Source organism: Bacillus sp. N5-665 (genome assembly GCF_022637375.2).
Lineage (GTDB): Bacteria > Bacillota > Bacilli > Bacillales > Bacillaceae_G > Bacillus_A > Bacillus_A wiedmannii.
The window spans coordinates 1,288,232-1,301,526 of record NZ_CP093325.1 but is presented as its reverse complement, the minus strand read 5'-3'; the positions used below and the strand labels follow the sequence as shown (position 1 = coordinate 1,301,526).

The window sequence follows — 13,295 nt, the reverse complement described above, 5'->3', positions numbered from 1 at the left end:
TTCATCTCTTCCCCTCTTTTGTTATATGCATAAATAAAGCATGATACGTCGCCACTATCCCTTCATTTTCCGTGAAGTCTCTTTCGTATATGCGAAGCATCGCACGAAAGAGTGAGGGACTTTGACAATATGATTCTTCATTACTATTAGTCGCTCCTACTTTTCGAATAGAGTGTAGAAACTCCCTAACTTCTGTAAATCTCTCTATGTAACATGTTTCAGAAACATGCACATCCCCTGTTTCTATTTCACACATATGGCGCAACTGATTTTTCGAATAAAAACGTTGCCCAATCGATGTTTCATTTTGTATATTTTTTTCTTCTTTCGCCCGCTGGAACGAAGCATGCAATTCTTGAAATGTTTCATGTCCAAACGTTGAAAAGAGTAATATCCCATCTATAGACAAATGATGAAATAAATTTCTTATCACTTGTTTTAAATCATTTAGCCATTGAAATGTAGCATTCGAAATAATGACATCATACGTTCCTTCTAATCGTAATCTTTCGATATCCTCACAGTAAAACGTTACATTTTTCACATTTTGTCTAGTTTTCGCAACCTCAATCATACTTTCAGCAAAATCAATGGCTGTAATATGCGCTTTCGGAAATAAGTTTGACAATTGCTCTGTAACATATCCTGTCCCGCATCCAAGTTCTAAAATACGTATCGTTGAATTTGCACTATATCGCCGATTCAATGTAGAAAGTAATGAATGTGCCATCTTTTTTTGTACATTTGCATATTGATCGTAGGATACAGCTGCCACGTTAAACCGTTTTTGAAGTAACGTTTTGTTGATCATGTCGTATCCCCTCTACAAATTGAATTATCTCACTTCCACAATATTCGAAATTTGTTACACATAATGCATGTCCAGCCTCACTTACTATCTTGAGCGTGGCAGTCTCATTCTCAGACATAATACGTGCTGCAGACAATGGACAAATTACATCCTGCTCTCCGTGAATAAGTAGTATAGGGACTTTAATTTCTTTCAGTTCTTCTCTCATATCTGCTTCTATTAAATACTCCAAACCTAATTGCAAAGACTGAATAGAATCACCTTTAAAGCGTCTTATCATATCTTCAAACCTTGTATTCTCTTTCAGCTCATCTTTTGTAAACATATTTTCATAAAACCGCTTGAGCGTATCTTCTTTCTTTCTCGCTACATTCTTTTTCAGCCGTTCTACATGCAAAGCATTCCATCCACTCGTATAATCGCTCGTATTTGTAAATTTGGCAGTACCACCAATTAGTACGATACCTTTTGCCTTAACCTTTTTATGAGCTTGAACTGCTGCTAACGCTCCTAGTGACCATCCAACTAAAATTACATTTTCATCTTTTGCTACATCTATTATTCGCCCCGCAAATTCACTTTGTTCTTTCACATTACGCCAATTGATACATTGAACAGAATATCCTTTAAAATACGGCAGAACTAAAGTCCAAACACCTTCTTCCATTCCCCACCCAGGAATAAAAATAATCTTTAGCTCTTTCATACGAAAAACCCCTCTTCTTTACCAATGCGTATAATATGCTGAATAGCCCATTTCAAATCAGCTATTGTATGTTGAGACGTAACCGCAAAACGGACCCGTGAACTATTAACTGGAACCGTTGGTGGACGAATTGCAATTGCTGCAATACCTACCTCTTGCAACCTTTTACTAAACCGTAAAGCTGTTTCATTTGAACCGACTACAATCGGTACAATATGAGTTGAGCTATCCCCAATATCAAAACCAGCTTCTTGCAAATGTGTCCTAAAATATGCTCCATTCTCTATAAGTCTCTCTCTTCTTTCATTATCTTCTCTCACAATTTCAATTGCTTTTTGTACCGCCCCTAACATTCCTGGTGGTAAAGCAGTAGTAAAAATAAAGCTTCTCATCATATTTTGTAAATACTCTATATACATTGCATCACCTGTCAAATACGCACCATAACACCCTAAAGCCTTGCTAAACGTCCCCATATGTATATCAATATTTTGAGCAATATTTTTTTCTATATGGGACAATCCTGCTCCATCAATTCCATATATCCCACTCGCATGTGCTTCATCAACTATAATCATTGCTCCATATTTCTCTTTCATTTGCACTAAATCTCTTAAATATGCAGTATCACCGTCCATACTAAAAACAGTATCTGTTACGATTAATTTCTTCTTTTTTGGCGGTGCTACTTGCAACAGCTTCTCTAAATGATCTAAATCATTATGACGATACCTTTTATGCTCTGCTCCACTTAATATAATTCCATCAACGATGCTTGCGTGATTTAATTTGTCACTAAACACAATATCGTGACGACAGGCTAATGAAGAAATCACTCCAATATTTGCGGTATATCCGCTATTTACAACTAAGGCTTTTTCAGTGCCTTTCCAATCGCATATACTTCTCTCAACCTCTTCATACAGCGAATAATTTCCTACAACGAGCCTTGATGCCGTCGCCCCAGTTCCATATTTTCTTGTGCATGCAATAGCAGCTTCTTTTAACCTCTCATCTCCAGCTAACCCTAAATAATTATTTGACGCTAAATTTAGCATCCTTTTTTCATCTCGAATAAGCCATGTCTCTTCTGCTTGTTCTGTTACGTGCAAATTGCGATACTGCCCTTGCTCATTTAATTGTTGCAATTTAGATTGAAGATGTGTGCGCCACGTTTGATTCATTTCGGATGAACTCCTCTAATTTTGAAATCATTATATACTCTTTTGCAGATTCCAAGACTTCTTCTTTTGTAAACGCACCTTCAAAGAATGGTAATAAACCTAAAACCGGTACCCCACTTAGCTCTTCAATCATTTCTTTATTTTCTTGTACTCTTTCCATTTCACATTCTTTGCAGCCGGATAAAATTACACCTGCTACTGTTAAGCCCTGTGCCTTTGCATAAGCAATCGTTAAAACTGTATGATTTACTGTTCCTAATGTAGGGCGTGCGACTATAATAAGGGGAAGCTGTAATTCCTTTGCGAAATCAATTACTAAAGCGTCTTCTGTATATGGAACAGCCAGTCCACCTGCTCCTTCTACAAATAGGCTATTAAACTCTTTCAAGAGTTCATTATAATGATCAGTAATGTCTTTTAAATGTACTACTCTTCCAGCTCTTTTCATGGCAAGTCTCGGAGCAAGAGGCTCTTCAATAGAATAAGGGCAAATTTCATCTTCTTTTGTCGGTACCCCTGATAATGCTTTTAACCTTGCTGCATCTCCCTCTGGATTTGATGCAACATGTCCACTTTGCAACGGTTTATATACCCCGATGTTATATCCCAATTCTCTAAATACACCTACTAATGCACCGGCAACTACAGTTTTCCCCACTTCAGTATCCGTTGCTGTTACAAAAAAACCGTTCATTATTCTCCCTCCGTAACATCCGAGATTGCTTTATACAAAATATGTAACATATCGTCAATCTCATCCATTGTAGAAGCAAGAGGAGGCATAAATACAATCGTATTACCGAGTGGTCGCAAAATCATGCCCAGCTCTCTTGAACGTTTACACACTTGAACACCGACTCTCTCTGTCCATTCAAATGCTTCTTTCGTTTCCTTATTCTTCACAAGTTCAATTCCAACCATTAACCCGCACTGACGAATATCCCCTACATGTTTATACGCAAAGAGCGATTCTAATTGCGTCGCTACATATTCTGTCTTACGTGCCACTTCTTCTATTAAATTTGTTTTCTCGTATAGCTCTAGATTCGCAATGGCTACCGCACACCCTAACGGATTCCCTGTATAACTATGACCGTGGAAAAACGTTTTTTGTTCTTCATAGTCTCCTAAAAAGGCATTATAAATTTCATCTGTCGTTACGGTGATTGCAACTGGTAAATATCCACCTGTTAAACCTTTTCCGGCTGTTAAAATGTCTGGCGTTACATTTTCATGTTCACATGCAAACATTTTCCCGGTACGCCCAAATCCAGTCGCTACCTCATCTGTAATAAATAAAACGTTATATTTTGTACATAAATTACGTAGCCCTTTTAAATATCCTTTTGGCATTGTAATCATACCGCCAGCACCTTGCATTAAAGGCTCTACAATAATCGCCGCAATTTCTTCATTCTTTTCTTTCAGCAGCTCTTCCATTTCTTCTAAATGTTTTTTCACAATTTCCTCCTTATTATTTCCATAAGGAGAACGATATGTATATGGATACGGCATTTTAATTGCCTCAAATAAAAGTGAACTATACACTTGGTGAAACAAGTCTATCGCTCCTACTGAAACAGCTCCAATTGTATCACCGTGATATGCTTCTTTTAATGTAACAAATCTTTGTTTCTTCGGTTTTCCTTTATGCTGCCAATATTGAAAGGCCATCTTAATTGCAATTTCAACGGCGCTAGAACCGGAGTCTGAATAAAATACTTTCTTCAAACCTTCTGGCACAACTTCAATTATTTTTTCTGCTAATAAAATAGATGGAACGTTAGCAAGTCCTAGCATAGTAGAATGGGCAATTTTATTTAATTGCTCACGAATTGCTTCATCTAATTCTGGTACTTGATGTCCGTGAACATTTAACCAAATAGATGAAACACCATCCCAATATTCATTTCCATTTACATCGTATAGCTTTCTTCCCTCTCCACGTTCAATAATGACAGGATCTTCTTCTAAATAATCTTTCATTTGTGTAAACGGATGCCATACATAAGCTTTATTTTTCTCCGATAATTCTTCATATGTATAAGACGATTTTTCAGTCGTATTACTATTAACAGTCACAATTGTCACCCCTAATGTTAACTAATTTATAAATAAAGTTAACATTAAATTTAAATGACTGTCAATTATTTTTAAATCAAATAGTTCTTAAAAAAGAACAACTTATCATACGATAAGTTGTTCTACTTTCCGTGTTGTAACTTTCCGATTTCTAAAATAATCTCTTCATCTTTTTTTCCTTCTGTATCAATTCCAAGTTGCTTAGCGTGCTCAATTAATAAATCATGACGCTGCTCAAATCTAGCCTTATCTACTTCTTTCGTAACTTCTTCTTTTGTTTTCCCATCAGTAGAAACTCCTAGTTTCTCAGCTGCTTTTTCCATCGACTTCTTCTCTTCCGTTTCTTTCACTTTCTTCACTTCTGACTGCTGTATTTGCTTTTGCTTCGCCTGCTCTGATTCAGCTGCAAAAGCTGTGTAAATTCCAGCGCTTCCGCCAATGACTAGTAAGGTGGTAAAAAGAATTATTTTTTTCTTCACTCTTTCCTCCCCTTTCAAATTCATTATAACGTACAAATTTAGAACATTAAAAACATTTAACCTTTATTTCCCTAAAAAAATATTGAACATTTTTATTGACATATAAGATGAAAATGTGATAAAAATTTAATTAACATCATATGAATCGGCATTGATAGGATTTAGTAGTATTTCGATTTCTGATTTCAGAGAGCTGGTGGTCGGTGCGAACCAGTACAGAGCGAATTATGAATTACCCCTGGAGCTTCTTTTGCGAAACGTAAGGAGTAGTGAAAGACGGTTATAGACCGTTATATCTAAAGAGTGGTGAAACGAAACTGTTTCACAATTTAGGGTGGTACCGCGAATTTTTCGTCCCTGCATATATTGCAGGGGCGTTTTTATTTTATTGGCGCATATCATACGACCCTTTATTTTGTGATACATTCATTTCACAAGCTAGGGTGGTACCGCGATTTCTTCGTCCCTGCATAATTATATGCAGGGACGTTTTTTTATCCAATCATTTCCGTATCATATTGAAGGACCAACAATTACCGGTAATTTGTCACAAAATTCTAAATTTTAGAAGGAAATACACAATATTGGCGAATTTTATATAAAAAAGAGCTATTTTAGATTACTTAGGAGGGAAAAACAATGGTTTCAAAAATTGAATCTGTTCTTTTAACATTATTTATCTTTTTCTGTATTGGCTTTAGTGTTATCCAATTAGAAGTTTCACCACACATCCCAATTTTATTTGGTATCGTTCTTTTATTAGCATTTGGATTTATGAAAAAAATCTCTTGGTCTACTATGGAAAAAGGGATGATCAGTAGTATTTCAGCTGGTATTCCATCTATTTTTATTTTCTTACTGGTAGGCGTATTAATTAGTGTTTGGATCGCTGCTGGAACAATTCCAACTTTAATGGTATACGGCTTCCAGATTGTATCTCCTAAAGTTTTCGTTCCAACTGTTTTTGTAGTTTGTGCAATTGTTGGAACAAGTATCGGTAGCGCCTTTACAACTGCCGCAACTGTAGGACTTGCCTTTATGGGTATGGGTAGTGCTCTCGGATACGATCCGGCTCTAATCGCTGGTGCAATTATTTCTGGCGCATTCTTTGGAGATAAAATGTCTCCTTTATCTGACACAACAAACTTAGCTCCTGCTGTAACGGGTGTAGATTTATTTGAGCATATTCGTAACATGCTTTGGACAACAGTTCCAGCTTTCATTATTGCTTTTATCGCATTTTTCATTTTAGGAAGCGGTACGAGTGGAGACGTTGACTTCACAAACTTTATTAGCACATTAGAGAAAAATGCAACGATTTCTATCGTTACACTTATTCCAATTTTATTACTGTTCCTATTCGCATTTAAAAAAGTTCCAGCTGTTCCAACATTGCTTGCAGGAATTGTGGTAGGAATTATTATTCTCTTTATTTTTAAACCTAGCACTTCTTTAGCTGATTTAATGAAAATTATGCAAGACGGCTACGTTTCTAAAACTGGTATTAAAGACATTGATAGCTTACTATCTCGCGGTGGTCTACAAAGCATGATGATGTCGATTGCCCTTATTTTCCTAGCTCTTTGTATGGGAGGATTATTACAAGGAATGGGTATTATCACGCAACTAATGAATATCATCTCTAGCTTTGTAAAAAATAGTACACGCTTAATTATTTCTACTGCTTCAACTGCAATTGGTGTAAACTTCTTACTTGGTGAGCAGTACTTATCCATCGTTTTAACAGGACAAGCATTTGCTAATAAATACGATGAAGTCGGTTTAGAGCGTCGTAATTTATCACGCGTATTAGAAGATGCAGGTACAGTTATTAACCCGCTCGTACCATGGGGTGTAAGTGGTGTATTCTTAACAAACGTCCTTAGCGTTCCAACATTCGATTACCTTCCATACGCAATTTTCTGTTTAGCTTGCCCAGTCTTAACGATTATCGTCGGCTTTACTGGATTTGGCCTTTCATGGAAGAAAGAAAAAGCAGTAACAGTTTCATAATATACTAAAAAGGATTACCTGAATCGGTAATCCTTTTTTATATTTCTCGACTATCTATTTGCTTTCTTTCTTCTAAATAACAGAAGTAATCCCGCTCCAACAAACGCCAAGCCTGCTCCAATTGTAGAAGCAACACTTGTACCTGTTTTCGGTAAATCACGTTCTTCTTTCTTTTCACTTACAGTTGTTGTTGTTTCTTTTGAGTTTTGATTATCCGTTGTAGTTTGTCCAGATCCTGGCGGTGTCGTTGGATTTTCTCCATTACTGCCTTCACCTGTTGGTGGTGTCGTTGGATTTCCTCCATTATTTCCTTCACCTGTTGGTGGTGTCGTTGGATTTCCTCCATTATTTCCTTCACCTGTTGGCGGTGTTGTTGGATTCTCTCCACCAGTTTCCTTATCATCATCGTTCTTCTTCGTTATATCAATTGCATATTTAGCAAATTCATTTTCAGATGGTCCAACATATGATATTTTCCCATCTTTCTTTATATACTTTTGTGCATTTGGTGAAGAATCGAATGTTGTATGTAATTTATCTGCAACAATCGGTTTAAACGTCCAATTTTTATCTGCTGCTGGATCAATAACTGGTGTTTCTTGCATATACTTCACAATGATTTGACGTGTTTCATCTTGTGATTGGTATACAACTTCTCCTTTACTTACACCTGGGAACGTTTGGCTACTTCCGCGATAGTTATTTGTAGCGACGATGAACTCTTGATTGTCAGCTACTGGCTTACCTTCATATGTCATATTTATAATACGATTCGTATTTGCATTTACAACTTTTCCATCTTTATCGTATTTCGTTGGTTGTGTTACATCAATTTCGTATTTTAAGCCATCTAAAATATCGAAGTTATATGTAGGATAGCCTATATTTACTAACGGCTGTTCTTCTGTTTTCTTTGGATCAATTTGATTAAACTGACCTGCAGACATTTCAAGCCATTCTTTCACTTGTGCACCATTTACTTTTACAGCATATAACGTATTTGGATATACATATAAATCTGCAACGTTTTTAATCGCTAACGTTCCAGCTGGAATATCCGTATAATATGTAGCACCGTTTCGGCCACCTGCTTTAAATGGTGCGCCTGCAGATAAAACTGGAATTCCTTTATATTTGCTATACTGTCCATTTTCAGCTAATAACTTTTCTACATACCATTTTTGTGCATTTGTTACAAGTTGTACAGAAGGATCATCTTGTACTAATGAGAAATAACTATTAATTGGCGCTGTCGTTTTTCCTACAGCTGTATTGACATAATCAATTGTCGCTTGGTGATCATCTTTAATTTCATTAACTAATTCTTGATTGGATTGTACTAATGAATTCCCTTTACTATCAGCAATCGGACGCAGTTGCGGCTTCGATTGCTCTTTTTGTATTTCCCATTTTCCGTTTACCTTTTTCAATTGCATATCAATAATACCTAGGTTACTTCCAAAGACACCAGGCATTACAACTGGAACACCATTAAATACATCCTTCATTTCAGTATGTGAATGTCCCATTAATACTGCATCTACACCAGGAACCTCTGTTAAATAATACGACGCGTTTTCCATGCCAACGTTGTATCCACTCTTATCAACACCGGAATGCGCTAGTGCAACGATAACATCTGCACCTTCTGCTTTCATTTTTGGCACCATTTTCTTCGCTGTTTCAACTATATCTTTTGCTTTCACTTTTCCTTCTAAATTCGCTTTATCCCAGTTCATAACTTGAGGTGGAACAAATCCCATTACGCCAATTTTCACTTTTTGCTTTTGACCTGATTCATCTTCTACTTCTTTTTCAAAAACATGATATGGTTTAAAGTAGTTTTTGTCGTTCTCTTCATTATTATCTTTATCATCCTTATAGACGTTCGAGTTAATAACCGGGAACTCTGTTTTACTAATTACTTTGTTTAAATAGTCTAAACCGTAGTTAAATTCATGATTCCCAAGAGAGATGACGTCATACTTCATTAAATTCATTACACGATATAATGGATGTGTATAACTAGGATCCACAGGCTTCTTCGGATCATTTATTTTATTAGCTACATAATCTCCAAGCGGTGTCCCTTGTAATGCATCCCCATCATCAAATAGGACAGAATTCTTCGCTTCTTCACGTGCTTTATTAACAAGTGTTGCTGTTTGCACGAGACCTACTTTATTATCTGTTTTCGTTTGATAATAATCGTAATTCATTAAGTTAACGTGAATATCTGATGTTTCTAGAATTCGTAAGTTAACCGTACTCTCCCCGTTGTTCTCATCCGCATGAGCTGTTGTTGGCAACACTTGTGGTGCTATTACACCAATAGCAAGAGTTGCTCCAGCTAGCATTTTTTTTGACTTTTTCACAAAAAATCCCCCTTATACAATTACCAAAAATAATGAAATAAACCTCTATTTGCCTCTAACCACATACCTTTTTTCTTCTATTAGAGACAAGATTTTCATTTCATCCTGCGCTAATGAGTAGTCCCCTTAAACGCCCGATTAGTGAAACTTTAATTAGCGAGAAATAAAGCCCTACTCATTAAAATTTCACCTTATCTGACATTATCATATATAATGTACTTTCATATCGTCAATATTTTTTGACATACTTCTACAAATTTTCTGTAAAGTTGTTGTAAACTTTTCATAAACATATAATATGCCCTTACATTGTTAATACTGCTGAATATGATACAATTACCAATTACAAGGAGGATGAATTTATGAAAAAAGTCATCTTAACAATTGTTTGTCTCCTCCTTCTAATCATTTCTTATTCTTATTTTGAAAAGAACGATGAGACAAAACAAAATGAACCCGAAGAAAATACAGAAAAAACATCTACTCCAAGTTGGATTGATAAGCAAACAAACGATTCCTTTTATCATCTCGTACTAGGTGATTCGCTCGCCAAAGGATATGGATCGACACAAGGGGGATTTGCTGAATTAGCTTCTAGACAAATAGAAGCACAAATTCATAAACCAATTACCGTAGAAAACCTTGGGGTAAACGGCCTTACAACAGATCGTCTCGCTAAAAAAGTGCAATCAGAAGATGTAAAGCAAAAAATTAAAGCTGCAAATATCATTACAATTAATATTGGAGGAAATAATTTATTCCGTTTAAATCGTGATGTCGGTGTTATAGATGGTATTAAAATGTTAAATAAAGAAAAAGCTCATTTTGAAGCGGATATAAAAAATATTGTAAAGACAGTTCGAGATCAAAATCCGAACGCTTTACTCATTCTCTCAGAACTCTATAATCCGTTACAACTCGATGACTCCATCTCCAGTTATGCAGATATGTTTTTAGATGGCTGGAATGAATCCGTTTATTCCATTTCAAAAGCAAATCAACCATCTATCGTTTTACCAATTCGTAAATTAATATCAAATGATAAAAAAGATTTACTCTTTGACCAAGTACACCCAAATGATAACGGCTACACGATTATTGCTAATACGTTTACAAAGCAAGTGTTATCCTACAAATATTAAAGCGTCTATGAAACAATTCTATTTTTATACCATGTCTTTTTTGTTACAATGATAGTGTGGAAGGGGGCCTTTATATGGAATCACGCGAGTGGGAACGTATTGTTGATCATCTTCTTTCGCTAGTGCCTCTTTTTTATCGCAAATTTATGCTTCCTGGAGAATTTTCTTCTCAAAGACATATGCCGCCATCACATACACAAGTATTGCTACTTCTGCATGAAAATGGCACATTAGCAGTTTCCGAAATCGGCAAGCGGCTAGCGATTTCACGGCCTAACATGACACCTCTATTAAACAAACTAATTCAAGAAGAACTAATAGAGCGTCATTATAGCGAAAAAGATCGACGGGTCATTTTAATTTCCCTAACAGCTGAAGGGAAATTGTTAGTAAATCAGTATCAACAATTCATTTTAGACAAATTAAAAGAAAATTTCCAAACATTATCTGAGGAAGAGCGCGAAAAGCTCATTCACTCTCTTCAAACCATTCAAAATTTAATTTTGAAAACAAACGAATAAAGCTGCTTCTACATAGAAGCAGCTTTATGATTCGTAATAATTACCATAGTACACATTTGAATATGGCCATGTCGTTAAATATGGTTTTTGTTCTTGCGTAGGCTGTTGTTGTGGTATTTGTGGTAATTGCTGTAATTGTTGTTGTCGATATAATTCGTATTGTCTACTCATATCATAAACAGGATAATAATTTACATATGGGTATACTTGCGGTACGTAATAATAATACATTCATTCTCTCCCCCTTTTTCTTAAACATATTCAAAGGAGAAAATGAATGTGACACTCTTTATATTTGCACGAGTGGTTCTCTCACTCGTTTCTTTCTATTCTTCAAGCGTAGCTTACGGTTCTTTTCATATAAATAATGCACAACGAAATATGAAATTCCCCCAAACACAACTCCTAAAATTGTCATTCCAATTAATACATACACTTCACTCTGCACTAAACCCTTTAATATCGTAAAAATATGACTCGAAAACAAGTCAGATATCGTAAATGGTTCATGATGTATTTTTTGTACATGAAATGGATATATCATTTTTCCTAACGCATAAGCAAATGGAAATAAAAATATCGGTAGAAACGATATTTTCCCAATAATATTGCCAATAACCGCAGCAGGAAAAGATCCCTTTGCTAATCGGACGATCGGATAAAATATTACATATACGAGCGATGCCGTATATATAACCAACATCTCTAAACCAAAACCAATCGCAAAACCTAATGATACTTTCTTTGCTCCTTCTGGTGATCGAAGCAACTTATAATATTGAAACTTTAATATTCTCCACATCCGCTGAAAAAACGAATATGTTTTCTTAGTTGTTTTCAAATTCATCATCTCTTTAACTATATTTTTTCTATCTAGTATGTCCTTACATGATATGAAAAACAAATGTAGTTTACTCTTTTTATTATAAATGATATAGAGATGATTAACCAAATATACATACGACATTTCAATATAAAAAAGCACACCTCCAATTGTTATTCGTACCTAACAATTGGGGTGCACATCATTCAGGAAAGTTCTTCTATATTTTTAAATAAACTTACTAATAATGCTTTTTGCGCGTGCAATCGATTACCAGCTTGCTCAAATACGATAGACTGTGTTCCATCTATAACTTCTCCTGTTACTTCTTCTTCACGATGGGCAGGTAAACAGTGTAAGAAACGATATGTTTGCTTTGCATGCATAACAAGTTCTTTATTGATTTGGTAAGGTTGAAATAAAGTATATTTCTCTTCTTCTCCCTCTTGCCCCATACTCATCCAAACGTCAGTATAAATGAAATCTGCTTCACTCACTGCTAATTCAGGGTTATGCAAAATTTCAATTTCAGCTCCTGTTTCTTCAGCGATCACTAACGCTTTTTTTACAATTTCCTCATTCGGTTCATATCCTACAGGCGTCGCAACAGTCATATTCATTCCAACTTTTGCACTCGCTAACAACAATGAATGACATACGTTATTCCCATCACCTACATAAGCCAATTTTATTCCTTTAAATGTATTTGTTTCTTCATATATTGTCATTAAATCTGCCAACGCCTGACAAGGATGGTGATCGTCCGTTAATCCATTAATAACAGGAATGCTCGATTCTTTTGCAAGCTCTTCTACATCGGCATGTGAGAATGTACGTATCATGATCCCATCAATATAATGAGATAATACTTTCGCAGTATCTGAAACGCTCTCTCCTCTTCCAATTTGCATCTCTTTCCCACTTAAAAACATGCCATGTCCTCCGAGCTGTACCATTCCTGCTTCAAAAGATACGCGAGTACGAGTTGAATGTTTATCAAAGATAAGCCCTAATATTTTGCCTCGTAATAAAGGCTCCTGCTTATTCTTTTTTAAATATATAGCGAACTCAATTAAAGAAATGATTTCTTCTTGCGTCAGTTCTTCTAGCGTTAAAAGATCTTTCGTATTTAATTTCGGTACTTGTACAGTTGACATGA

At 35.7% G+C, this 13,295-nt stretch carries 13 protein-coding genes and 1 other annotated feature; of the genes, 3 read left to right on the top strand and 10 right to left on the bottom strand.

Going from position 1 to position 13,295, the window contains the following annotated elements:
- Position 1 precedes the first annotated feature (1 nt).
- The 6 genes from bioC to MNO09_RS09180 form a co-directional block, all read right to left on the bottom strand.
- Positions 2-811: a malonyl-ACP O-methyltransferase BioC gene (bioC, locus tag MNO09_RS09205; protein ID WP_000608936.1), complete on the bottom strand. Its 810-nt coding sequence runs from the start codon at positions 809-811 to the stop codon at positions 2-4.
- Positions 777-1,517 (bottom strand): alpha/beta fold hydrolase, encoded by a 741-nt coding sequence (locus tag MNO09_RS09200; protein ID WP_000661270.1) that lies wholly within the window; start codon positions 1,515-1,517, stop codon positions 777-779. Before MNO09_RS09200 ends, bioC begins: the two co-directional genes overlap by 35 nt.
- Positions 1,514-2,701, bottom strand: a complete 1,188-nt coding sequence (gene bioF / locus MNO09_RS09195; RefSeq protein ID WP_088107358.1) for an 8-amino-7-oxononanoate synthase — start codon at positions 2,699-2,701, stop codon at positions 1,514-1,516. Before bioF ends, MNO09_RS09200 begins: the two co-directional genes overlap by 4 nt.
- The gene (bioD, locus tag MNO09_RS09190; protein WP_070169112.1) at positions 2,667-3,395 is read right to left on the bottom strand and encodes a dethiobiotin synthase; all 729 of its coding nucleotides are present in this window, start codon (positions 3,393-3,395) and stop codon (positions 2,667-2,669) included. The genes bioF and bioD overlap by 35 nt, the downstream gene beginning before the upstream one ends.
- A complete protein-coding gene (bioA, locus tag MNO09_RS09185) occupies positions 3,395-4,783 on the bottom strand; it encodes an adenosylmethionine--8-amino-7-oxononanoate transaminase (protein ID WP_088107359.1) in 1,389 nt (462 codons plus the stop codon). The genes bioD and bioA overlap by 1 nt, the downstream gene beginning before the upstream one ends.
- Before the next feature lie 122 nt (positions 4,784-4,905).
- Positions 4,906-5,262 (bottom strand): hypothetical protein, encoded by a 357-nt coding sequence (locus MNO09_RS09180; RefSeq protein WP_000726893.1) that lies wholly within the window; start codon positions 5,260-5,262, stop codon positions 4,906-4,908.
- A gap of 142 nt (positions 5,263-5,404) precedes the next feature.
- Positions 5,405-5,624 (top strand) — a binding site (T-box leader).
- Positions 5,625-5,901: 277 nt separating this feature from the next.
- Between MNO09_RS09180 and nhaC the strand changes: the two genes are divergently transcribed.
- On the top strand, positions 5,902-7,275 hold the full coding sequence (gene nhaC, locus MNO09_RS09175; protein WP_000253740.1) for a Na+/H+ antiporter NhaC: 1,374 nt from the start codon (positions 5,902-5,904) through the stop codon (positions 7,273-7,275).
- Between the two features lie 50 nt (positions 7,276-7,325).
- Here the strand turns inward: nhaC and cpdB are convergent, their stop codons facing one another.
- Complete coding sequence (cpdB, locus tag MNO09_RS09170; RefSeq protein WP_000748626.1) at positions 7,326-9,650, bottom strand: bifunctional 2',3'-cyclic-nucleotide 2'-phosphodiesterase/3'-nucleotidase; 2,325 nt, start codon at positions 9,648-9,650, stop codon at positions 7,326-7,328.
- Between the two features lie 362 nt (positions 9,651-10,012).
- Between cpdB and MNO09_RS09165 the strand changes: the two genes are divergently transcribed.
- Positions 10,013-10,792 (top strand): GDSL-type esterase/lipase family protein, encoded by a 780-nt coding sequence (locus MNO09_RS09165; protein WP_000755846.1) that lies wholly within the window; start codon positions 10,013-10,015, stop codon positions 10,790-10,792.
- A gap of 74 nt (positions 10,793-10,866) precedes the next feature.
- Entirely contained in the window at positions 10,867-11,313 is a 447-nt protein-coding gene (locus MNO09_RS09160; RefSeq protein WP_000445818.1) for a MarR family winged helix-turn-helix transcriptional regulator, read from the top strand.
- A gap of 24 nt (positions 11,314-11,337) precedes the next feature.
- Here the strand turns inward: MNO09_RS09160 and MNO09_RS09155 are convergent, their stop codons facing one another.
- The 3 genes from MNO09_RS09155 to argF all read right to left on the bottom strand — a co-directional run bounded on the left by MNO09_RS09155 (position 11,338) and on the right by argF (position 13,293).
- The gene (locus MNO09_RS09155; RefSeq protein WP_000291951.1) at positions 11,338-11,544 is read right to left on the bottom strand and encodes a hypothetical protein; all 207 of its coding nucleotides are present in this window, start codon (positions 11,542-11,544) and stop codon (positions 11,338-11,340) included.
- 58 nt (positions 11,545-11,602) lie between these two features.
- Entirely contained in the window at positions 11,603-12,163 is a 561-nt protein-coding gene (locus tag MNO09_RS09150) for a DUF2062 domain-containing protein (protein WP_033657731.1), read from the bottom strand.
- Between the two features lie 179 nt (positions 12,164-12,342).
- Positions 12,343-13,293: an ornithine carbamoyltransferase gene (argF, locus tag MNO09_RS09145; protein WP_000108893.1), complete on the bottom strand. Its 951-nt coding sequence runs from the start codon at positions 13,291-13,293 to the stop codon at positions 12,343-12,345.
- Positions 13,294-13,295: the final 2 nt, after the last annotated feature.